The organism is Enterobacter sp. Ap-867, assembly GCF_011752855.1.
In the GTDB taxonomy this organism is placed as follows: Bacteria; Pseudomonadota; Gammaproteobacteria; order Enterobacterales; family Enterobacteriaceae; genus Cedecea.
In genome coordinates this window covers 447,437-470,894 of the sequence record NZ_VWWS01000001.1, presented here as the reverse complement: position 1 = coordinate 470,894, position 23,458 = coordinate 447,437, and the positions used below count along the sequence as shown (strand labels likewise).

Sequence of the window (23,458 nt, the reverse complement as noted above, 5' to 3'; positions counted from 1 at the left end):
TTCAGAAAGGGTTATGGCTGGAAAAAGATTCAGCGATAGCAACGCCCACGTTTTTCAGGCGACAGGTTGCCGCCAGCTCGTCCTGCAGGTTAACGAACAGGCACGGCTCGCCTTCACACTCCACGACGGAGCTGTCCACTTCAATATCGCTTAATGCCTGGCTGAGCGTATCCATGATTGGCCACGCTTTTTCCCCGTCCGGGCTAAGCAGCTTCAGGCCAATCAGGCAATCGTCATCCTGTTGCGCATTTTGCGGAATCGGTTCAACTCTGGAGCCTGCAAAACCCGTCAACCAGCGGTAGCTCTGCGGCAAACGATGCACGATGGACAGTTGTATGGTGTTCAATTTCATTTCCCCGGAAGTTCCAATCGGCAATTTATCTCAAACTCTTTACACAAAGGTTAACACAATGTTGATAAATTGCGTTTAAACGAGCATTAAAACGGCTCACATCTCATGTAGAGATTTCAAAACTAACGCTTTATTTTTGTGCTATGGCACGCGTTTCGGCGCTATATGTATCGCTTTCTGAGATCTAACTCAACCTTTTTAACTACAAAGTTGTGACTTTTTACAGTTGAGCCTTTTACATATGCGAAACATATATCCTATATCAACAGAGATTATACGGGAATTTTCGGGAAGAGTACGGGCGTTTCTGAACAGAAACGCCCGCAGTTTTCAGGCTTTCGAGTGGCGAGCTTTGCTGGCGTAGAAGTAGAACAGCACGGAGGCCGTCGCACAAATAGCGATGGACCAGATCATCGGCCACGCGGTGTTAAAGGTGGCCACCGAGAGCAGCGCCCCGGTTAACGCGCCAATGCCAAAGCGGAATGTTCCGGCCAGCGAAGACGCCGTGCCGGCCATATGCGGGAATTCATCCAGAATGACCGCCATCGCATTGGATGACACCAGCGACACGCAGCTGATAAACACCGCCACGCCAAGCACCATCGCCCAGAAGCCAAAATCCAGCTGGCTGCTGACCACCAGCCATACCGCCATAGCAAACTGAATGCATAGCCCGGTACGGAACATGTTGATCGCCCCAACCCGACGCACAAAGCGGCTGTTGATCATGGTCATGAAGAACAGAAACACAACGTTCAGCGCAAAGTAGTAGCCAAAGTGCTGCGGTGATACATGGTTTAATTCGATGTAGACGAACGGCCCGGCGCTGAGGAACGAGAACATCCCGGCAAAGCTGAAGCCGCTGGCCAGCATATAGCTCAGCACCCGCTTATGGCGGAAAAGCGTGGCGAAATTGCCCGCCGTGGTGCGCAGATTAAACTTCTGCCGCATTTCTGGGGCGAGCGTTTCGTGAATAAAGAAGAAAATCATCGCCGATGCAAGCAGCGCGGCGGCGGCCAGAATCCAGAAGATCGTGTGCCAGCTATACCACACCAGCACTGCGCCCCCGATCATTGGCGCTACCAGCGGCGCAATGGTGGTAATCAACATCACGAAGGACATCATCCGGGAGAACTCTTCCTTCGGATAGATATCGCGCATCAGGGCGTTGATCACCACGCTCGCCGCCGCGGCCGCTAGGCCGTGCAGAAAACGCATCCAAATTAGCTGATCGATAGTCTGTGAAAGCGCACAAGCAATTGCCGCCAGCGCGAACACCAGCGTGCCGCCCAGCACCACCGGCTTGCGCCCAAGGCTATCGGCCATCGGCCCGTAGAAGATCTGCCCGATGGCAAAGCCCAAAATATAGGTACTGAGGGTCATTTGTGCGCTGCCCGCCGGGACATTAAAGCCCTGGGCTATCATCGGCAGCGCCGGTAAGTACATATCAATGGACAGCGGCATCAGCATCGCCAGCAGGCCAAGGATAACGATAATACCGACAGAAGAGTTCTGTTTACGGCTCAAAAGTGACTCCGGTGATTAGGGCATGCCGACGCTGGCAATTTCCTGTTCGGTTAACGGGCGGTACTCCCCCGGCGCCAGTTCAGCATCCAGGGCGATGTCGCCAATCCGCTCACGGTGCAGGCCAACCACATGATTGCCCACGGCGGCAAACATGCGTTTTACCTGATGGTAACGGCCTTCGCTGATGGTCAGACGCACTTCCGTCGGCGTGATCACTTCCAGCACGGCAGATTTGGTGAGGTCTTTCTCATTATGCAGTTGAACGCCTTTGGCGAAGTGTTCCGCCGTGCCTTCTTCAACCGGTGATTCCAGCGTCACCAGATAGGTTTTCTCGCAGTGATGGCGTGGAGAGGTAATGCGGTGTGACCACTGGCCGTCGTCCGTCATCAGTACCAGGCCGGTGGTGTCAATATCCAGACGACCTGCAGCATGTAACTTGTGCGCCACCGGCTCGTCGAGGAAGTAAAGCACCGTAGGGTGATCGGGATCGTCGGTAGAACAGACGTACCCCTGCGGCTTGTTCAGCATGAAGTAGCGCGGGCCGTGCTGCTGGGTCAGTGAATTACCGTCAAACGCGACCTGATGTTCCGGCAGCAGTTTAAAAGAGGCGTCGCGCACAACTTCACCGTCAATGGTGACGCGGTTAGCACGGATTTCACGGCCAGAAATAGCACGGCTGATGCCGAGCTGCTGAGAGATAAATTTGTCGAGTCGCATTAGTGTATTGCCTGTTTCATGAAGGTGCCGACAAGTGAGCGTGCGGCAGGGGCTGGAGCCCACATTCAGGTGGAAATTGGTTTGCCTGATAATTAGTTTGCCAGTATAGCGACATCAAAAACTCTCTCAAGGTAAAACGGTGCTTTATGGCATAATCGTTGCAGTCATTTGATAACAATGTTGAAAAACCGCCCGGCCATGTCTTTTACTCTTCGTCCTTACCAGCAAGAAGCGGTGGATGCCACCCTCAGCTACTTCCGCAAGCATCCTGAACCTGCCGTCATCGTGTTGCCCACCGGTGCGGGCAAAAGCCTGGTGATTGCGGAGCTTGCAAAAGTGGCGCGCGGGCGCGTGCTGGTGCTGGCTCATGTGAAAGAGCTTGTGGCGCAAAACCATGCGAAGTATGTCTCTCTCGGGCTGGAGGCAGATATTTTCGCCGCTGGCCTGCAGCGCAAGGAAAGCCAGGGCAAAGTCGTGTTCGGCAGCGTTCAGTCCGTGGCCCGCAACCTCGAGCATTTCCACGGTGAGTTTTCCCTGCTGATTGTCGATGAGTGCCACCGCATCGGCGACAGTGACGAAAGCCAGTATCAGCAAATTCTGGCGCATCTGCGCGGCAACAATCCCCGGCTGCGGCTATTGGGGCTGACCGCCACGCCCTTCCGCCTCGGCAAAGGCTGGATTTATCAGTTTCATTACCACGGCATGGTTCGCGGCGATGAAAAGGCGCTGTTTCGCGACTGCATTTACGAGCTCCCGCTGCGCTATATGATTAAGCATGGTTACCTGACGCCGCCGGAACGGCTGGATATGCCGGTGGTGCAGTACGATTTTAGCCGTCTGCAGGCGCAGTCCAACGGGCTGTTCAGCGAAGCGGATCTGAACCGCGAGCTGAAACAACAAAAACGCATCACGCCGCATATCATTAGCCAGATCGTTGAATTTGCCGCAGACCGACGCGGCGTGATGATCTTTGCTGCCACGGTAGAGCACGCGAAAGAGATAACCGCCCTGCTGCCCGCAAGCGATGCAGCCCTGATCACAGCCGACACGCCAGGCCCTGCCCGCGACACGCTCATCGACGCTTTTAAAAATCAGCAATTCCGCTTTTTGGTTAACGTAGCGGTACTGACCACCGGCTTTGACGCGCCGCACGTGGATCTGATAGCCATTCTGCGCCCTACCGAGTCCGTGAGCCTTTACCAACAAATTGTTGGTCGCGGCCTGCGTCTCTCTCCGGGGAAAAAAGACTGTTTGATTCTCGACTATGCCGGAAACCCACACGATTTATTCACGCCGGAAGTGGGCCACGCCAAAGGGAGGAGCGACAACGTGCCGGTGCAGGTTTTTTGCCCTGCCTGCGGGTTTGCCAATACCTTCTGGGGAAAAACCACCGCTGATGGCAAGGTGATTGAACACTTTGGCCGCCGCTGTCAGGGCTGGTTTGAAGACGATGACGGCCTGCGCGAGCAGTGCGATTACCGCTTCCGCTTCAAAAACTGCCCAAACTGCAATGCTGAAAACGATATCGCCGCCCGCCGCTGCCATCAGTGTGACCACGTCCTGGTCGACCCGGACGATATGCTTAAAGCGGCGCTGAAGCTGAAAGATGCCCTGGTGCTGCGCTGCAGCGGCATGACGCTTCAGTCCGGCGGAGATGCTAAAGGCGATTGGCTTAAAATCACCTATTACGACGAAGATGGCGCAGACGTCAGCGAGCGCTTCCGTCTCCAGACGCCGGCCCAGCGCATGGCGTTCGAACAGTTGTTTATCCGCCCGCACTCGCGCGCGCCCGGCGTGCCGTTACGCTGGATCACCGTCGCGGATGTTGTGGCTCAGCAGCCGCTGCTACGCCATCCAGATTTTGTGGTAGCCCGTAAAAATGGCCAGTTCTGGAACGTCCGTGAAAAGGTTTTTGACTACCAGGGGCGCTTCCGCCGGGCCAACGAATTACGCGGCTAACGGGTACTTTTCATTGCCGGCAGAGCCGGATACGGCTATAATGCCGCCCGCTTTTGCATCCGCAAAGCAGAAAACTTTACCTGCTGCTGGGTCGCCTGTAGCAGGCTTATTTAAAGAGAAACAGTCAATGTTTACTATCAATGCAGTAGAACGTAAAGAGCATGGCAAGGGTGCGAGCCGCCGCCTGCGTGCAGCAAACAAATTCCCAGCTATCGTTTACGGTGGCGCGGAAGCTCCTGTATCCATCGAACTGGATCACGACGCCGTAATGAACCAGCAGGCTAAACCTGGTTTCTACGAAGAAGTTCTGACCCTGTCTATCGACGGTAAAGAAGTAAAAGTGAAAGTTCAGGCTGTGCAGCGTCACCCGTTCAAGCCAAAACTGACTCACATCGACTTCGTTCGCGCTTAATCGCGAGTTAAGTTCGAAAAAAACCCCGCTTCGGCGGGGTTTTTTGTTATATAAGCATTTCCGACGCCACGCCTGGCCAAAAGAGACAAATTCCATGGTTGAAAAAATCCCTGCGGGTGCATCGCGGGTACCCGCCGTAGAGAAGGATATCCAGGCTATCAGGACGATACAAAGCTACCACGCCCATATCTATTTCGAGACGCCTGAACAAAGGCTGATTGCGGAACGGATTCGGGCAGAGATTGCGCTGCGTTTTTCAGTGCTGCTAGGGCGCTGGCACGATGTGCCCGTTGGCCCTCATGCGCTGCCAATGTATCAGGTTGCTTTTATGCCGGAGGCGTTTGCGCGATTTGCGCCGTGGTTGATGCTGAACCGCTGCGGGTTAACCGTACTGCTGCATCCCAACACCGGGCAACCCAGGGCCGATCATACCGATCACGCCGTCTGGATGGGGCAAAAGCTGGAGATCCGCCATTTGCAGCAACTGCCTGAAAACGAAGGACCGGAGCCAGACTACATCCCGAATACTGCCCCGACGGTGTCGCCTTAAGCATCAGCAGGATGATACGGCCCGGCTAAAAACAGGCGGGCCGTATTGACAGGTTATTTACCAGAGGAACGGCGTTGAAGCTGATCGCGCAGATTCGGCGGCGTTCCCTTAATAGTTAGGGTGTCGGTTGCCGGATCCCAGAAAATACGCTCCCCCAGCAGCATGGCATCGAAGTTAATCGTCAGCCCGCCGCCGCTGCCAGCGTATTTGGTCAGCTGCCGCAGCGTGCCGCGATCCGCCGGGAAGCTCTCTTCCAGCTCATAGCCTTTTTCGGCGGTGAACTGCTGGAAGTTTTTGTCGTCAACCGCCCACGGCAGCTCATCCGCCAGCGAAGAAAGTTCAATCTCTTCCCCCGCCTGAAGCTGTTCGTTGCAGTAAGCGTAAACCTGCTGGCGCGCGGCCTGGCGTTCGTTTTTGTCCAGCTGAGCTTCGTTCGTGAAGTCGTCCAGCGCCTGCAGCAGACCTTTGTTCTGCGCTTTGGCGTTCAACCCTTCGCTGGCGCCCAGGAAATCCATAAAGAAATCGGCCACTTTGCGCCCCACTCTGCCCTTAAGGAAGGTCAGGTAGCGGGTAGATTCCGGGTTGGTTTCCCACTCGGTCAAATCAATACGCGCCACGATATCCGCATGGTTGATGTCGAGATAGTGAGTCGCGCTGATATCCAGCTCTTCGTTAACGCGCATGCTGCTCAGATTGTTCAACACCGCCACCAGCAGGTATTCGACCGCCAAATATCGATAATGGCAGAACAGCACGATACCGCCGTCGGCAAACGGGTATTTTGCCAGCTCATCGCGAAGACGACCGGTCGCCGCACGGGTAAAGGCAAGAAAATCTTCATCACCATTTCGCTGCAGGCGCAGCGCTTCGGCCAGTTCGCTCTCTTCGCTGAACAGGCCGTAAGCTTTATTTTTAGCGCTATATACGCGATGCAGTTCCGCCATCATCTCTTCGACGGCACCGTCAGTTGCCAGCAGCGAGTCGCGCAGCACGACGTCCAGCGTCTGCTCATCGCGCTTAATCAATTGATGCAGGGCAATCTGGTTGATATCCAGACTCATGTTAAACTCTCCTTTAAGACCGGGCGGTATTCAACCACTGCCGCTCCCGGGACGCAAGTCGTGATAAAAAAGCGGAAAAATCGTCCCTGCTACGGTAAGATAATGCCCTTTCCCGAATACGAATGATTTTTAATTTATGCCACAAACATCCCGCTACAGTGACGAACAAGTTGAAGCGATGCTGACCGAACTGGCAGCCGTGCTGGAAAAACACCACGCGCCTACCGATCTTTCCCTGATGGTATTGGGAAATATGGTCACCAATCTGATAAACACCGACGTGGCGTCCGCTCAGCGTCGTCCTTTGGCTCGCTCCTTTGCTGAGGCGCTTCAAGCTTCGGTGAGCGAAGATAAAGCCCACTAAGGAACTATCGTAACAAGTTATGGTGACTAACCGTCAGCGCTACCGCGAAAAAGTTTCCCAAATGGTCAGTTGGGGGCACTGGTTCGCCCTGTTTAATATCCTGCTGGCCATGCTGCTGGGTAGCCGCTATCTGTTTATCGCCGACTGGCCAACGACGCTGACGGGGCGAATTTATTCGTACGTGAGCGTTGTTGGGCACTTCAGTTTTTTGGTGTTTGCCGCCTATTTACTGCTTATCTTTCCGCTGACGTTTATCGTCATGTCGCAGCGCCTGCTGCGCTTTATCAGCGCGGCCCTGGCCACGGCGGGCATGACGTTACTGCTGATAGACAGCGAAGTTTTCACGCGTTTCCACCTCCACCTGAATCCCACCGTCTGGGAACTGGTGATTAACCCTGACCAGGGGGAGATGGCCCGTGACTGGCAGCTGATGTTTATCAGCGTGCCGGTGATTTTGCTTATTGAGATGCTGTTTGCGACATGGAGCTGGCAAAAACTGCGCAGCCTCGGGCGTCGTCGGCAATACGCGCGTCCTTTAGTGATTCTGTTCTTTATTTCTTTCTTTAGTAGCCACCTGATGTACATCTGGGCGGATGCTAACTTCTATCGCCCGATTACCATGCAGCGGGCTAATCTGCCGCTCTCATACCCAATGACCGCCCGTCGTTTCCTTGAAAAACACGGTCTGCTGGATGCCAAGGAATACCAGCGCAGGCTGGTGGAGCAAGGTAGCCCGGCAGCGCTGTCGGTCCAGTATCCGCTGAGTAATCTACAATTTCGCGATATGGGTCTTGGTAACAATGTGCTGCTGATTACCGTTGACGGGCTGAATGCCGCAAGCATGAGCAAAGATATGCCGGCGTTGAAGGCATTTGCCCACGATAATATCCGCTTTACTCAGCACATGAGTTCCGGGAATAACACCGATAGCGGCATGTTCGGCCTGTTCTACGGTATCTCCCCGGCTTATATGGACGGTGTGCTGTCAAACCGCACCCCTGCCGCACTGATTACGGGTTTAAATCAGCAGGGCTACCAGCTTGGCCTGTTTGCATCCGACGGCTTTAACTCGGCGATGTACCGCCAGGCCCTGCTGTCTGATTTCTCGTTGCGCCCGGCCAAAAACCAGACCGACGGCCAGACGGCAACACAGTGGATCAGTTGGCTTAACCAGTATGCTTCCGAGGACAATCGCTGGTTCTCCTGGGTCGCCTTTAACGGCACCAGCATCGACGATAACGGAAATCAACAGGGCTTTGAGCAGCGCTATTCCCGCGCAGCCGGTAATGTTGATGAGCAAATTAAACGCGTACTGGATGCGCTGGAAGCGGCAGGCAAGCTGCAAAACACGGTGGTTATCATTACTGCAGGCCACGGGATTCCGCTCGGCGACCAGCGTGATTCTTTCGCCTGGTCACGTGCGCGGATTCAGGTGCCGCTAGTGATTCACTGGCCGGGCACACCTGCGCAGACCATCACCAAACTCACCGATCATCAGGACGTGATGACCACCCTGATGCAGCGTCTGCTGCACGTTAAAACGGCGGCCAATGAGTACTCTCAGGGGGAGGATTTATTTGCCGCGACGCGCCGTAACAATTGGGTGATTGGTGCCGACAATCAAACCCTAGCCGTGACAACGCCCGAGATGACGCTGGTGCTGAATAACAACGGCAACTATCGGATGTACGATCTGCAGGGTAAACGGATCAATGAAACCAAGCCGCAGCTTGATTTGCTGCTGCAGGTGCTGACTGACGAGAAGCGCTTCATCGCCAACTAATTGTTTATTTATAAGACAGTTAGCTGCGTATTCCCTTGCAATCAACGCGGAAAAATGTACTATGATTCTTCTGCGTCGGCACGTAGCGCAGCCTGGTAGCGCACCGTCATGGGGTGTCGGGGGTCGGAGGTTCAAATCCTCTCGTGCCGACCAAATAAACATTGAAAACCAGCCTCTTATGGCTGGTTTTTTTTGTGCCTGGATTTTGCCTGAACAGCCAAAAGAAAAGCCGCCTGAACTGGCGGCTTTGTGCGGTGTTTTACACTTACAACAGGAACAGCGTAGCCAGCCCCAGGAAGATAAAGAATCCGCCGGTATCGGTAATCGCGGTGATCATCACGCTTGAGCCGACGGCAGGATCTTTGCCCAGTTTGGTCATCGTCATTGGAATCACGACGCCCATCAGCGCCGCGACCAGAAGATTCAGGATCATCGCCAGCGTCATCACGCCGCCCATCGCCGCGTCGTTGTACAACAGCCAGGTAATGCCCCCCATCACGCCTCCCCAGACCAGCCCGTTGATCAACGCGACGCCAAGCTCACGCAGCATCAGGAAGGAGATGTTACCCGCCTGAATATGCTGCAACGCCAGCGCACGCACAATCATGGTGATCGTCTGGTTACCTGTGTTACCACCGATGCCCGCTACGATCGGCATCAGCGATGCCAGAGCCACTAGTTGCGAAATGGTATGTTCGAATAATCCAATCACGCGTGAGGCCACAAACGCCGTACAAAGGTTAATGGCAAGCCAGGCCCAGCGGGTGCGCACGGCTTTGCTGACGGGTGCAAAGACATCCTCTTCGGTGCTCAGGCCGCCCATGCGGCGCAGGTCGTTGTCGGTTTCCTCGTACACCACGTCAACAATCTCATCCACCGTTAAGCGCCCCATCAGCTTGCCGGTACTGTCAACCACTGCGGCGCTGATCAAGTCATCGCGTTCAAAGGTACGCGCGGCCTGCTCGTCATGATCTTCCGGCGCGAAGCAGGTGGGGTTGTCGTCCATCACCTTCAGCACCGGCGTTTGCGGCGAATGCAGTAGAATCGCGGTGAGGTCCAGCTCACCCAACAGCGTTTTGTCCCGGCTGGTGACAAACAGTTTGTCGGTGTTCTGCGGCACTTTGCCGCGAATACGAAGATAGCGCTGCACAACGGCAAGCGTGACATCTGGACGCACGGTGATCACTTCAAAATCCATGATTGCGCCAACGCTGTGCTTGTCATAATGCAGGATCTGGCGAACTTGCGTGCGCTCATTCTGCGGCAGCGTGGCCAGCAAACGCCCGACCAGATCGCGAGGAAGGTACTGCGCCAGATAGATCTGATCGTCGATATCCAGCGGGCGCAGCGCATTAAGCAGCGCTTTATCGCTCATATCTTCAATCAGGTCATCCCAGACCGTCTCTGAAGCCTCAACCAGCACGCTACCGCGTCGGTCTTCGGTGACGAGGCTCCATAGCGCTAAGCGCTCTTCCGTTGGCAAGGCTTCCAGGACATCGGCGAGATCCGGCGCGGGCAATCGCCCAACCAGCGTCACTATCTCGGCGATATCCTGCTCGGCGCTCTGTGTTTCAGCGAAAGGTTCTTTGGCCAGAATACCGCTGGCGACGGCTTTGTTGGTCAACAGAATCTGCAGAATACGCGCCCTGTCCTGGTCACGCTCTTTGGTGCTGTATTTCTGAATGGCGGTCATAAAATAATTCCCTGGAAACGACGAGTTAGTTTATAGCCTGACGGGATGAAGAAAACAAAAAACCAGCCTTAATTGGCTGGTTTTTTTACTTTGTTTAGGTGGCGCTGACTCAATGGCCCGTTCTTGCCACGGCATCGCGTGAAGCTTGTGCCCGCTCGTCGCCGGTCAGCTCGCTGAGTTGGCCCTGGCGCATTTCCAGAAGCCGGTCAGCGTGAATAAAGTAGTGATCGTCATGGCTGATGGCAAAGACCGTTTTCCCCATTTGCTGCATTAACGGCAGCAATACCTGGTAGAATTCACGCCGGAAATGAGGATCCTGGTCTGCGGCCCATTCGTCGAGCAGGATGATATCTCGCTCTTCCGCTATCGCCAGCAGCAGCGCCACGCGCTTGCGCTGCCCTTTCGAAAGCTTGAGGTTGAGAATGGTACCGTTGTCCAGCTCTAGCTTACTGCTCATTTTCAGCCGCTCGAGCCAGCTGTTTACCAGCTCAGAATTAGCCGGTTTACCCTGTGCCCCCAGAAGGCGGTCAAACAGCCAAACGTCGGTGAATACCGCTGAGAATAGCCGACGGTAGTCATCCTGCGTCCGGGCCTCAACGCGCTGGCCATCAAGATAAATCGCCCCGCTGACCGGCTGATAAAGTCCTGTCAGCAACATCGCCAGGGTCGATTTTCCGCTGCCGTTACCGCCAATCAGAAACAGCAGTTCCCCGCGCTTGATAGTGAGGTTCAGCGGGCCAACGCTAAAGCTATTATCCCCGTATTGAAACACTACATCGCGCATTTCAATCTGCTGCCAGTTCCCGGCGGCCTTCGAACGGGGGAACGCAGCATCGTACGGGGCGAGCTGGAACTTATTCAGCTTATTGAAGGCAACCTGGGCGCTCAGCAGCGTCGGTAACGCCCCGACGGCGGAAAGGAGTGGCGTACGCAAAAATAGCAACGTTAAAGAAAAGGTTGCCGCTACGTTGGTGTCGGACCAGCCCAGGCTATTAGCCATATAAAACACCAGCCCAATCGCACCCAGCATCATAATGTTGGACCAGTTCACGGCGCTAAGGTGGTAGGTATCTGCGCGGATAATATTGTTTCGATAATCGGCAGCGTGAGGCGTGTAGGTGTCTTCGTACATCCGCTCCGCACGTTCGCGGTTCAGGGCCAGTTCCTTACGCCCTTCGATAACGGTTTGATAATCGTGATAAAGCTGGTCTTCAATTTCACGAAGCTGGGCCATGTGTTTGTATACCCGCGCCACCAGCAGATAACCGCCCACAATGGTGATAACCAGCCATACGGTGGTCACGCCCAGCATTTTAGGTGACAGCCAGGCAAGGTAAGCTGCGGAACCGATAGCCAGAATAATGCCTTGTACCAGTTCCGGCAGGCGAACAAAGGCAATCGTAATGTTGCGCACGTCGCTGGTTAGCCCCGCCAACAGCGCAGCACTGCCCAACTGCTCGACGCGCTCTACGTCGGTGTCCATCAGGCGCTTGATAAACTCGCTACGCAGACGAAAAACAAAATGGTGTCCAAGGGTGGTTAACGCCAACTGCGAACCCAGCGTCACGGCCATCAGCAACAAGAGTAATCCCATGAACTCTGGCAGAACCGCGAAGGTAAGATCGGGTGTCTCAATCAGACGCTGGTTAATGAACGCAATCAAGCCAATGCCCAGCGCCGCACTGGCCAGGCTTAACGCCATGACCATTACAAAAGGCCAGCGATACTGGCGATAAACCACACGAAGTAGCTCCATAATTCCCTACCGGCAAAATAAAACAGCGAGCAGTTTAAACGGCTCGCCGCCCACATCAAGAATAATTCTTATTTTTATTCGCCTTACGAAGCACGACGAAAGGTCAGGTTGTAGCGGAATTGGTCGGTGAGAGGATGAAAACCGGGTTTGAGCGGCAGAATACCGTGATAAAAAAGCCGTGACGCGCCCCCCCATACCACAACGTCACCATGCTCCAGCATGATACGTTGCAAAGGGTCTCCGCGCTGCAGGCCACCAAACTGAAATATGGCAGGCAAGCCAAGCGAAACCGAAACAATGGGCTGGCGCAAATTAGGCTCGTCTTTATCCTGATGAAGAGAGAGTTTGGTGCCTGCGGCAAAGCGGTTGATCAGGCAGGCATCGGGTTCAAAATCCAGATAACCCGCCGCGCGCGAGGCTCGGTGGCAAATGGACAGAAATACTTCCGGAATCAATGGCCAGCCCTGCCCGGTCAGAGGATCCTGTGGCGAATAGAGGTAACCATTCTGATTTGTGCTCCAGCCTAATGCGCCGCAGTTGGTCATAGCCACCGACATGGTGTAGCCGCCAGGCGTCACCATATGGCGGAAAGGCGACTGCTGAGAAACCTGCCCAACACCGGCCAGCAGCGCGGCGGCCTCTTCCCGGGCAAAGCGCCGCAGAATTGTCGCACCCTCGGCAAGCGGCTCTTCCCACGGAGATTCATCAGCAAACAAATCCAGCATTATTCTTTCTGCCTTCTCGTTTCGTTTTCCAGCAGCTGACGCTTGCGCTCCACGCCCCAGCGATAGCCGGACAAACCACCGTCGCTGCGGATCACCCTGTGGCAGGGAATGGCGACTGCAAGCGTATTAGCCGCGCAGGCTCCGGCCACCGCCCGCACGGCAGCAGGTTTACCGATACGTTCCGCCAGTTCGCTATAGCTAACGGTAGTTCCTGGCGGAACGGATCGTAACGCCTGCCATACCTGTTGCTGAAATGCCGTCCCGCGAATGTCCAGCGGCAGCGAAAACTCAGCCGTAGGCGATTCGATAAAACCAATGACCTGTGCCACGCGTGAAGCGAATGCCTCATCGCCCGGAGTAAGTTGTGACGAAGGAAATTCAGTTTCCAGCTCACCGATAAGCGTTTCGGCGTTCTCACCCAACAGGATTGCACAAATACCGCGCTCGCTTTCCGCCACCAGGAATTCCCCCAGTTGGCAGGTGCCAACTACAAATTGGACATGAGCACGGGCACCACCTTTACGATACTGGCTTGCCGTCATGCCCAACGCAGCATCCGCCTGATGGTAATACGCGCTCCCTGACTGAAAACCCGCATCAAAAATGGCGTTTGTCACCCCTTTCCCTTGTGCCAGGCCAGCACGTAAACGACGAGCGCGATGCGCTTTTTGCCATGCGTTTGGCGTCAGGCCCGTGACGCTTTTAAAGAGGCGGTGGAAATGAAAGCTGCTCATGGCGACCCGCCCGGCTAGCTCATCCAGGGTCAGCGGCACTTCGCTGGATTCAATAATCCGGCAAGCTTCTTCAATGCGCGCCACTCGCTGGCGCTCAGGGGCAAGCTTATCCGGCTGACAGCGCTTGCAGGCGCGAAACCCGGCCTCTAGCGCCGCTTCGGGTGTGGCGTAGAAAGCGGTATTTTCACGTAGCGGACGGCGAGCGCTGCAGGAAGGCCGGCAGAAAATACCGGTGGTTTTGACGGCAAAAACGAATTGCCCGTCGGCCTGCGTGTCGCGCTGTTCCACCGCCTGCCAGCGCTGCTGCTCTGTAATATACCCGTTTGTCTGCTTCATCATCGCGACCTCATGCTTAATTTAACGATACCATCATGGCAGCACAGGCCGGATGAAAAACTCGGGTTCTTGCTTTTTAATTTTTTTCGTCAAGCAAGAAGGTTTTGAACTGAGGCGACATCCAGCTCCGGAATCCGTCCCCTTCTTTGCTGATAAGGTAAACGGCCAGGCCTTCTTTCTCCGCAACCTGTTTGGCTTTTTCTTCCCCTAAGACCATCAACCCCGTGTCCCAGCCATCGGCTTCCATCGCCGTTGGTGCAATGACGGTAGCGGAAACTAATTTATGTTCAATAGGCCGCCCGGTCTGTGGGTTAATGATGTGGGAAATACGCTTACCGTCCAGCTCGTAATAGTTGCGGTAACTGCCTGAGGTACTGATCCCGTGGCCGTTGATATCCACCATTGCCTGCACGGCATTCTCCCGATCGGTCGGTTTCTGAATAGCCACCCGCCAGGCTTTTCCCGCCGGATTAGTGCCGCGGGTGGTGACCGCGCCTCCGACAGAAACAAGATAGCGGCTAATGCCATTTTGCTCCATCAGGCGGGCCAGATGGTCGGCGGCGTAACCCTCCCCGATGGTCGACAGATCGACATACAGGCCGGGAAGATCTTTTTGCAGCCATTGCTTACCGGCAGCATTCACCACCTTCAGATGCTGCAAACCGGTTAAGGCTTTGGCGGCATCGATTTGTGCCTGATTCGGCGTGTGCAGCGGCTGTTTATCGGGCCCGAAGCCCCACAGATTGACCAAAGGCCCGACTGTAATGTCCATCGCCCCATCGGTTTTCGCACCGATGCGCAGCGACATCGTGACAATATCACTCATCGCCTCACTCACCGGATACGGCTCAGTGCTGGCGGACTGGTTAAAAAGGGAAAGCGCCGAGTCTTTTTTCCAGGTCGACATCAGCCGATCGTCGGCATCCAGCTGATCCTGAATTTTTTTCTGCAGTGAGGCTTTCTGTGCATCATCAACGTCCGCCAGGCTCACGCGCCAGTAAGTTCCCATGGTTTTCCCCTCAAGTACCATGGCCTTTGTGGCGTCAGGCTGAGCGTTATCGCAGCCTGAGAGAGCAAAAAGAGCGACGGCAAGCCAGCCGTGACGAATAATGCGTAAATCCATGGTGTCAGTCTCCAGTTTCGGGAGCGTAAGGGTACTGCAAAAGCGGCCGGGAGAGGGAGCAAGCGGCGAGCCATTGAGGTTTGAGACATAAAAAAGGCGCCTTGCGGCGCCTTTATCTGCTTTAACAGAATTAGAACTGGTAAACCAGGCCTACACCCACAACGTCATCGGTACCGATGCCCGCATTCTGAGTGAAGGTATTTTTGTCCAACAGGTTGATTTTGTAGTCAACGTAGGTGGACATGTTTTTGTTGAAGTAGTAGGTCGCGCCCACATCAACATATTTCAGCAGGTCCTGGTCGCCGTAGCCGTTTTCCAGGTCTTTGCCTTTAGACTGCAGGTAAGCCACGGATGGACGCAGACCGAAGTCGAACTGGTACTGAGCAACCACTTCGAAGTTCTGTGCTTTGTTAGCAAAGCCCAGGCTGCCAGCGCGGGTTGCGTTGTAGGTCTGGGTGTACTGAGTAGCCAGGTAGATGTTGTTCGCGTCGTATTTCAGGCCACCGGTGTAGGTGGTTGCATCGTCACCGTGACCCAGTACGCCAGCAGCATTCTGAGCGGTAGTACGTTTAGAGCTGGAGATCGCTGAACCAACGCTGAAACCTTCACCCAGGGCGTAAGTTACAGAACCACCGAAGCCGTCACCATTCTGACGCTGGTAGTCACGACCGTTGTTGGTTTGACCTTCGCCGCTGGCGCTGCCGTTTTTACCCTGATACTGCAGAGCAAAGTTCAGGCCATCAACCAGACCGAAGAAGTCAGTGTTACGGTAGGTTGCCACGCCGTTAGCACGAGACTGCATGAAGTTATCAGAACCGTAGGTATCGCCACCGAATTCTGGCAGAACGTCGGTCCAGGAAGTGACATCGTAAACAACGCCGTAGTTACGACCGTAGTCGAAAGAACCTGCATCACCGAACTTCAGACCAGCAAAGCCCAGACGAGTCCAGGATTGGTTGCTGGAGTTTTCAGTGTTGTTCGCCTGAACGTTGTATTCCCACTGGCCGTAACCGGTCAGCTGGTCGTTGATCTGGGTTTCGCCCTTGAAGCCAAAGCGAACGTAGGTCTGGTCGCCATCAGCGGTTTTATCGTTGGAGAAATAGTGCAGACCATCAACTTTACCGTACAGGTCTAATTTATTGCCGTCTTTGTTGTAAATTTCGGCTGCATTTGCAGCGCCTGCTACCAGCAGAGCCGGTACCAGAAGGGACAGTGCTTTAACTTTCATCTTATTAACCCTCTGTTATATGCCTTATTTTATTTACCACTGCTTACTGATTAACCCTCTAATCAGTCGGCAAATTCATTGTCCAAAACAAATACTGAATAATCCAACGAGAATATGATACGAAAACTATATAGATGTTTCATTTATCAATATAGATGTATCTAAATGTAAATTAGAGGGAACTTTTTTTAGCACGAATAGCTAAAAATATAAGCATTAATAATCAAAAAATAATAACAAAACAATAAAATCAATGAGTTATATCTAAAATAAAAAAGTAGCACTCAATGATAATTTTTTTATTAACTTAGGCGATAGAATCATTATCGCTATCATCATTAACTTTATTTATTACCGTCATTCGAATCTGAATGTCCGTTTACCCCTATTAGTACCGGATGCTTGCATCCGGTTTTTTTTTACTCATCTTTACACAAATTTAATATCTGTGTGCTAGCTATGCAATTTGTAACGTCTGTTAATTAATCAGCCTGCTTTTTTTCTCCATATTTCATACAGAATGCGGATTTTTCTTAAACAATTCTATTTCCCACGCCCAACATACCCTCAGCGAATATTTGTACAAATCTCGCCTAGCTGTACAAATTACCAACAAGACTTAAGGTAAATTATTATTTAAGGATTTTTCCTAATAATCAGTCACCTGAAAAAAAACGGAGAACACCTTATACTGCGTCAGATTGCTGACGACACCGCCATATAAAGGTATTCTTAGCATCTGCAAGCGCTAAACCGCTAAGGCGAAACGGCTCACTCAAGCAGTTGGGCTACCTATCATCCAGGATTGGCGAGGCTTCGCCGGGTTGCATACATACAATGAGCCAGTCTGAAAATACGCCGCTAAATAAGTTTTCACTGTTCCCCGGCAACATTACCCGCTTCTTTTTGCTGCTGATCGTCGTTCTGCTCGTCTCGATGGGCGTCCTGGTGCAAAGCGCCGTTAATGCCTGGCTAAAGGACAAAAGCTACCAGATTGTCGATATCACCCATGCTCTGCATAAGCGTGTAGAAACCTACCGCTACGCCACATGGCAAATCTACGACAACATCGCGACGGCCCCGGCAGCCTCTGGCGAAAATCTCCAGGAAACCCGGCTGCGTCAGGACGTCTATTACCTCGATAAACCGCGAAGCAAAACCGAGGCGCTGATTTTTGGCTCCCATGACAGCTCCACGCTGGAAATGACGCAGCGAATATCCGGCTACCTGGACACGCTGTGGGGAGCGGAAAGCAGCCCCTGGTCGATGTACTACCTTAACGGCCAGGACAACAGCATGATTCTGGTCTCAACGCTGCCGCTCAAGGACCTGTCATCTGGTTTCAAAGACTCCGGCGTCGGCACCATCGTGGATTCACGCCGCGCGGAGATGCTGCAGCAGGCTAATGCCCTCGATGAGCGGGAAAGCTTCTCGCCTCTGCGCAAACTTAACTGGCAAAACGGCCATTATTTCACGCTGAGAACCACCTTTAACCAGCCTGGGCATCTGGCAACCGTGGTCGCATTCGATCTGCCGATTAACGATCTTATCCCGCCTACTATGTCCCTGGACAGCTTCCAGTTGGATCCTGACGAACGCCAGCGGACAGCCGCGACAACTTCAACGGATAAAGACGATCCGGACAGCGTCAGCATTAACTTTAATAGTGCACGAATTGAAATTACGGCTCCGGTAGCGACGACGCAGCTCCAGCTGGTGTGGCAAGTTCCGTTTGGGACGCTGATGATGGACACGCTGCAAAATATTCTTCTGCCGCTGTTGCTGAACATCGCGCTGCTCGGTCTGGCCGTTTTTGGCTTTGCAACCTTCCGCCAGCAGCCTCAGCGGCAGGCGGAAAGCAATTCGGGGAATGGCGAGCTGCAAATACTGCGTGCGCTAAATGAAGAGATCGTCGCGATCCTGCCCCTTGGCCTGCTGGTTCACGACCTCGACGCGAACCGTACCGTGATCAGCAATAAAATTGCCGATCACCTGCTCCCCCACCTGAATTTGCAAAATATTATTTCGATGGCGGACCAGCATCAGGGGGTCATTCAGGCCACGGTCAACAACGAGCTGTATGAGATTCGTCAGTTCCGTAGCCAGATAGCCCCGCGCACGCAGATTTTTGTGATCCGCGATCAGGATCGCGAAATTCTGGTGAACAAAAAACTCAAACAGGCCCAGCGTCTGTATGAGAAAAACCAGCAGGGCCGGGCCGCCTTCATGCAGCATATCGGCGAAGCCCTGCAGCTTCCGGTTAAGCAACTGGCGGAACATGCCGCAGAAATTAACGACAGCAAACATCTGCAGTTGGCAAATGATGCCCAGGTCATTGTCCGTCTGGTCGACGAGATCCAGCTCCTCAACATGCTGGAAGCCGACAGCTGGAAAACCAGCGTCAGCGAGTTTTCTATTCAGTCCCTGATTGATGAAGTTGCCCTGTCGATGCTGCCGATTATCAAGCGTAAAGGGCTGCAGCTACTCATCAACAATAACCTGCCGGCCGATGAAAAACGCCACGGCGACAAAGACGTGCTGCGCAAAATCCTTGAGCTGCTGCTGCACTATTCCGTGACCACTACGCAGATTGGCAAGATCACGCTTGATATTAGCGAGGAGGAAGCCGGGCCAGATCGCCTCTTGTTCCGCGTCCTGGATACCGGTAACGGTATCGGCGGCGGTGAAATTGATAACCTGCACTTCCCGTTCCTCAACGAAACCAGCGAAGACCGCTATGGGCAGGCCAACGGGCTGGCTTTCTACCTTTGCGATCGCCTTGCTCGTAAGCTCGGCGGGCATCTGAACATCAAAACGCGCCCGGACATCGGCACACGCTATAATTTACATATCAGGATGGCCGCAGAGTCACAGGCTGATTCTCGGGATGAGAGGCTGCTGGATGACGTTGTGGCGATGCTGGATATCACCTCCAACGAGGTCCGAACGATTGTGACCCGCATGCTGGAAAACTGGGGCGCGAACTGCATTTCCCCGGACGAAAGACTCGCGAGTCAAGACTTTGATATCTTCCTCACTGATAATCCGTCTAATCTTACTGCTTCGGGCTTGCTTTTAAGCGATGATGAAAACGGGATGCGGAAGATTGCACCTGGCCAGTTCCGGGTAAACTTTAATATCAGCAACGCGATGCAGGACGCCGTTCTGCAGCTGATTGAAAACCAACTGGCGGAGGAAGACACACCCGATTCGCCTCTGGGCGGCGACGAAAACGCTCAGCTGCACGCCAGCGGTTATTACGCGCTGTTTGTCGACACGGTACCGGAAGATGTCACCAGACTGTATACTGAATCTGCAGCGGGCGACTTTGCCGCTCTGGCGCAGACTGCGCACCGCCTGAAGGGCGTGTTTGCGATGCTGAATCTGGTGCCCGGCAAACAGTTATGTGAAACGTTGGAGCACCACATTCGTGAAAGTGATGCTTCAAACATACAAAAATATATCAGCGACATTGATGCTTACGTCAAAAGTCTGCTGTAGCAAGGTAGCCTATTACATGAACAACATGAACGTAATTATTGCTGACGACCATCCGATTGTTCTGTTCGGCATTCGCAAATCTCTTGAGCAGATCGAATGGGTGAATGTTGTCGGTGAATTCGAAGACTCCACGGCACTGATCAATAATTTACCAAAGCTTGAAGCCAACGTACTGATAACCGATCTGTCCATGCCAGGCGATAAATATGGCGATGGCATCACACTGATCAAATACATCAAGCGCCACTTCCCTAACCTGTCGATCATCGTGCTAACCATGAACAACAACCCGGCAATCCTCAGCGCGGTGTTGGATCTCGACATTGAGGGGATTGTGCTGAAACAGGGTGCGCCAACCGATCTGCCAAAAGCGCTCGCCGCGTTGCAGAAAGGCAAGAAATTCACCCCTGAGAGCGTTTCCCGCCTGCTGGAAAAAATCAGCGCAGGTGGCTATGGCGATAAGCGCCTGTCGCCGAAAGAAAGCGAAGTTCTGCGCCTGTTCGCCGAAGGTTTCCTGGTGACCGAGATAGCCCGTAAGCTGAACCGCAGCATCAAAACTATCAGTAGCCAAAAGAAATCAGCGATGATGAAGCTGGGCGTCGAGAACGACATTGCCCTGCTGAATTACCTTTCCTCAGTGAGCCTGACACCGGCGGACAAAGAGTAATCTCCGCCACGGCCACCAAGAAAAAGCCCCGCATTTTCATGCGGGGCTTTTTTATGAGCTTAGTTTACGAGGCATCGCGTGTACTTCGCACTCGGGCAGCATAAACCGCCAGCGTCTGTTTAATCACATCCAGCGTGACCGGTTTAGACAAGCAGCTGTCCATACCGGATTCCAGACAGCGCTGCTTCTCTTCCGCCAGCGCGTTTGCCGTCACGCCGATGACCGGCAGCGTCAGCCCCAGTTGGCGAATGCGCTGCGTCAGGCGATAGCCGTCCATGTTCGGCATGTTGACGTCACTGAGTACGATATCGATATGATTTTTGCTGAGCACGTTCAGCGCATCGATCCCGTCATTCGCCGTTTTGCACTGATAGCCGAGCGATCCGAGCTGATCGGCCAGCAAGCGACGGTTGATCGGATGGTCATCCACCACCAGGATCATCATGTCATCGTTTCGCTCGCTTATCTCACTGGCCGCCGTCAGCGCCGGAGAACTGCCAGGCACATCCACAGTAATGCTGTAAATCCGCCCCAGCAGCGGCAGCAACTCGTGCGGCGCTGCGACGCTGTGCACCCAACGGCCAGGTTCAAATTCAACGGGAATACCGATATGGCGGCGGCAGAAGACAATTGCCGCCCGGCCGCCCCACGGCGCCACCAGATTATCATCGGTAATCAGAATATCGTCGCTGCCCGGCGTTTCACCCGACCAGGACTGCGCCTGTAGCCCGTTTTTGATCAGCAAAGATTCCAGGTAGCTACTGAGATAATCATTGCGAATAGCCAGCCAGCAGCGCTTGTCCGCCAGCCCTTCAACATTATTCTTCGGCGCAAACTGCGCTTTATACAGCGGGATACGCACCGTAAACTGGCTGCCCATTCCCGACTCGGTATCCACCGAAATATCGCCATCCATCATGCTGATTAGCTTTTCGCAAATCGCCAGCCCCAGCCCGGTTCCCTGGAAATTACGCTGCACGCCGGTCCCCACCTGGAAGAACGGGTCAAAAAGCCGGGTCACTTCTTTGGTCGGGATCCCTACCCCGGTGTCGCGCACCCGGAAGCTCAGGTAATCGCCGTTGATAGAAACATGCAGGATAATACAGCCAATATCGGTGAACTTAATCGCATTACTCAGTAAGTTGGAGATAACCTGCTGCAAGCGCATAGGGTCACCCTGCAGCGTGAGCGGTACATCATCGTCGATAAAGCAGTACAGCCCCAGTTGCTTGCGAACCACCAGCGGCAGATAGTTGGCGGTAATGTGGCTCATCACCTCGCGCGGAGAAAACTCACGCGGCTCAATTTTCAACTGCTCTGACTCGATTTTCGAGAAGTCGAGAATGTCGCTGATGATTTTCAGCAGCAGGCTGGATGAGTTGTTCATCGCCGTGACCAGCCTGTCCACGCCCTTCGGCAGCTCTTTGGTCTGCAGGAGATCCAGGTTACCTATGATGCCGTACAGCGGCGTACGCAGTTCATGGCTGACAGTGGCGAGGAACATAGATTTAGACTGGCTCGCCTGCTCCGAGGCCTGAGCCATTTCCTGCAGGGACTCCTCCATCTTCACGCGGGCACTGACGTCAACCAACACGCAAATTGCCACGTTCTCATTGCGGTAGCGCGAATGCACAAAGCTGATCTGCAGATTGGTGTGGTTGCTGGTCATGACATCGACAAAGTTGACCTGCTGGCCACAAATAATCTGCGTCAGCCGCTGCCTGTCCTCGTGCGTCAGCATATTGAGGTAATTGTGCGCCAGTTCGTTACTCAGAATATTAGTGCCGTCCTGGGTGCGCAAAATACAGATACCCACGGGTGCAGACGCGACGATCTTCCGGTTGAACTGCTCGTGCTCCTCCAGCCGCTGGGCATCGCTCTCGGCCGGAATAAAGATCCGGCGCTCATACATTCGCGCCAGGGTAAACAGCACAATGCCTACCAGGACGTTGAGTAAAACCGCATTGAGGATAAGCATTCTGATGCTTTCCAGCACCAAATCGACAGGCACAGAGTAAATCACGCTCAGCGAGGACGGCGGCAGGTTTTTCTTTAGTACCAGCGCCTTAAAGCCAGAGGTATAGCCGAACCAGGAGCGATCCTGAATCCAGCGACTTTCCGGTTCAATGCGCGATTCCGGGCCGGTCAGCGATATCAGCGGGTGCCCGTTTTCATCCAGGATAGTGACGCCAATAGGCAGCGTGCCCGGCGTCAGGAAATTCTCCATACGCACCGTTTGCTCAATCCCCAGCAGCGCCTGGAGGCGGTTCGCCAGATAGACCGGCGTCAGCGTGTAGAAATAGCCAATGCCGGGGCGCGGCCCCTGCCCAATCCAGTAAATGCTGTTCGCCCGTTCATCCTGCGGCGCGGTACGATACTTCATGATGCGTTCATGCAGCGTTTTCAGCGCGTTTTCCCGTTCCAGCGGCATATCACGCAGCCCAAAATCTGCCATGCAGAGATTATCGCCGCCAATCAGGAACACCCGGTTGAGGTCGTACGCCGCGGAGAAGTTATCGCGCCAGTAGCGCAGGAACCAGGAGAGAGACTGCAGCGAGCTTCGCCAGGTCACGCTCACTGCCGAACAGTCAGAGTCCGGGAAAAGCGGCATAAACGTTGGCGCCTCGGTTTTATCCGCGCTTTGATCGAGCGGAGGAAGCACGCCATTGGGCGCCGTGAGACGGTTTTCAGCAATGTACTTCAGCTCTTTCACCACGTCCGAAGTGCGCTGGATGTAGCGCTGGGCCTGGTCAAAGCTGATGTTAAACTCCTGGCGAATCTCCGACTCTTTATCGTGCAGCGCGTTGACGATGTAAAACACGGAAAACAGCGCGATAAGCAGCCAGAGCAGAAGCGCCAGCGCCCTGAACAGGTAGCGCGAAATTTTAAGGGTGCTGCGAAAAGAGACGAAGTATTTCAAATTGGGCCTGAAAGTACGCGAGCGAGTGAACGGAGATGCGCTTAAGGTAG

18 protein-coding genes and 1 tRNA gene are annotated in these 23,458 nt (G+C 53.9%); 8 read left to right on the top strand and 11 right to left on the bottom strand.

The window, feature by feature from the left end; translation table 11 throughout:
• Position 1: 1 nt before the first annotated feature.
• The 3 genes from F3J26_RS02195 to rsuA form a co-directional block, all read right to left on the bottom strand.
• A complete protein-coding gene (locus F3J26_RS02195; protein WP_008459886.1) occupies positions 2-346 on the bottom strand; it encodes a YejG family protein in 345 nt (114 codons plus the stop codon).
• A 336-nt stretch (positions 347-682) separates the two neighbouring features.
• A complete protein-coding gene (locus tag F3J26_RS02190) occupies positions 683-1,879 on the bottom strand; it encodes a Bcr/CflA family multidrug efflux MFS transporter (protein WP_166872287.1) in 1,197 nt (398 codons plus the stop codon).
• 15 nt (positions 1,880-1,894) lie between these two features.
• Complete coding sequence (gene rsuA / locus F3J26_RS02185) at positions 1,895-2,596, bottom strand: 16S rRNA pseudouridine(516) synthase RsuA (RefSeq protein ID WP_166991012.1); 702 nt, start codon at positions 2,594-2,596, stop codon at positions 1,895-1,897.
• A 198-nt stretch (positions 2,597-2,794) separates the two neighbouring features.
• Between rsuA and radD the strand changes: the two genes are divergently transcribed.
• From radD to F3J26_RS02170, 3 genes are all read left to right on the top strand, one after another.
• On the top strand, positions 2,795-4,555 hold the full coding sequence (radD, locus tag F3J26_RS02180; RefSeq protein WP_166991009.1) for a DNA repair helicase RadD: 1,761 nt from the start codon (positions 2,795-2,797) through the stop codon (positions 4,553-4,555).
• A gap of 127 nt (positions 4,556-4,682) precedes the next feature.
• On the top strand, positions 4,683-4,967 hold the full coding sequence (gene rplY / locus F3J26_RS02175) for a 50S ribosomal protein L25 (RefSeq protein WP_008459879.1): 285 nt from the start codon (positions 4,683-4,685) through the stop codon (positions 4,965-4,967).
• A 94-nt stretch (positions 4,968-5,061) separates the two neighbouring features.
• Positions 5,062-5,517 carry a DOPA 4,5-dioxygenase family protein gene (locus F3J26_RS02170; protein WP_166991005.1) on the top strand — a complete coding sequence of 152 codons (456 nt, stop codon included), beginning with the start codon at positions 5,062-5,064 and terminating at the stop codon, positions 5,515-5,517.
• Between the two features lie 53 nt (positions 5,518-5,570).
• Here F3J26_RS02170 and yejK read toward each other — a convergent pair whose 3' ends face one another.
• Positions 5,571-6,578 carry a nucleoid-associated protein YejK gene (gene yejK / locus F3J26_RS02165; RefSeq protein WP_008459874.1) on the bottom strand — a complete coding sequence of 336 codons (1,008 nt, stop codon included), beginning with the start codon at positions 6,576-6,578 and terminating at the stop codon, positions 5,571-5,573.
• Positions 6,579-6,714: 136 nt separating this feature from the next.
• Between yejK and F3J26_RS02160 the strand changes: the two genes are divergently transcribed.
• The 3 genes from F3J26_RS02160 to F3J26_RS02150 all read left to right on the top strand — a co-directional run bounded on the left by F3J26_RS02160 (position 6,715) and on the right by F3J26_RS02150 (position 8,878).
• Positions 6,715-6,942 (top strand): YejL family protein, encoded by a 228-nt coding sequence (locus F3J26_RS02160; RefSeq protein ID WP_008459871.1) that lies wholly within the window; start codon positions 6,715-6,717, stop codon positions 6,940-6,942.
• Between the two features lie 19 nt (positions 6,943-6,961).
• The gene (gene yejM / locus F3J26_RS02155; RefSeq protein WP_008459861.1) at positions 6,962-8,725 is read left to right on the top strand and encodes an LPS biosynthesis-modulating metalloenzyme YejM; all 1,764 of its coding nucleotides are present in this window, start codon (positions 6,962-6,964) and stop codon (positions 8,723-8,725) included.
• 76 nt (positions 8,726-8,801) lie between these two features.
• A tRNA-Pro gene (locus tag F3J26_RS02150) sits at positions 8,802-8,878 on the top strand.
• Between the two features lie 112 nt (positions 8,879-8,990).
• Here the strand turns inward: F3J26_RS02150 and mgtE are convergent.
• The 6 genes from mgtE to F3J26_RS02120 all read right to left on the bottom strand — a co-directional run bounded on the left by mgtE (position 8,991) and on the right by F3J26_RS02120 (position 16,320).
• Positions 8,991-10,418: a magnesium transporter gene (mgtE, locus tag F3J26_RS02145; RefSeq protein WP_166872271.1), complete on the bottom strand. Its 1,428-nt coding sequence runs from the start codon at positions 10,416-10,418 to the stop codon at positions 8,991-8,993.
• 109 nt (positions 10,419-10,527) lie between these two features.
• Entirely contained in the window at positions 10,528-12,174 is a 1,647-nt protein-coding gene (locus tag F3J26_RS02140; protein WP_166991002.1) for a multidrug ABC transporter permease/ATP-binding protein, read from the bottom strand.
• An 83-nt stretch (positions 12,175-12,257) separates the two neighbouring features.
• Positions 12,258-12,899 carry a DNA oxidative demethylase AlkB gene (alkB, locus tag F3J26_RS02135; RefSeq protein WP_166990999.1) on the bottom strand — a complete coding sequence of 214 codons (642 nt, stop codon included), beginning with the start codon at positions 12,897-12,899 and terminating at the stop codon, positions 12,258-12,260.
• The gene (gene ada / locus F3J26_RS02130; protein ID WP_008459853.1) at positions 12,899-13,972 is read right to left on the bottom strand and encodes a bifunctional DNA-binding transcriptional regulator/O6-methylguanine-DNA methyltransferase Ada; all 1,074 of its coding nucleotides are present in this window, start codon (positions 13,970-13,972) and stop codon (positions 12,899-12,901) included. The genes alkB and ada overlap by 1 nt, the downstream gene beginning before the upstream one ends.
• 73 nt (positions 13,973-14,045) lie before the next feature.
• Positions 14,046-15,092, bottom strand: a complete 1,047-nt coding sequence (gene apbE / locus F3J26_RS02125) for an FAD:protein FMN transferase ApbE (protein WP_166990996.1) — start codon at positions 15,090-15,092, stop codon at positions 14,046-14,048.
• Positions 15,093-15,222: 130 nt separating this feature from the next.
• Positions 15,223-16,320, bottom strand: coding sequence for a porin OmpC (locus F3J26_RS02120; protein WP_166990993.1), 1,098 nt, complete (start codon positions 16,318-16,320; stop codon positions 15,223-15,225).
• 837 nt (positions 16,321-17,157) lie between these two features.
• Here F3J26_RS02120 and rcsD point away from each other — a divergent pair.
• Positions 17,158-19,821, top strand: coding sequence for a phosphotransferase RcsD (gene rcsD / locus F3J26_RS02115; RefSeq protein ID WP_166990990.1), 2,664 nt, complete (start codon positions 17,158-17,160; stop codon positions 19,819-19,821).
• A gap of 16 nt (positions 19,822-19,837) precedes the next feature.
• On the top strand, positions 19,838-20,488 hold the full coding sequence (gene rcsB, locus F3J26_RS02110) for a response regulator transcription factor RcsB (protein ID WP_008459849.1): 651 nt from the start codon (positions 19,838-19,840) through the stop codon (positions 20,486-20,488).
• A gap of 64 nt (positions 20,489-20,552) precedes the next feature.
• On the opposite strand, the gene rcsC is transcribed toward rcsB, so the two are convergent.
• The gene (gene rcsC, locus F3J26_RS02105; protein WP_008459848.1) at positions 20,553-23,408 is read right to left on the bottom strand and encodes a two-component system sensor histidine kinase RcsC; all 2,856 of its coding nucleotides are present in this window, start codon (positions 23,406-23,408) and stop codon (positions 20,553-20,555) included.
• Between the last annotated feature and the right edge of the window lie 50 nt (positions 23,409-23,458).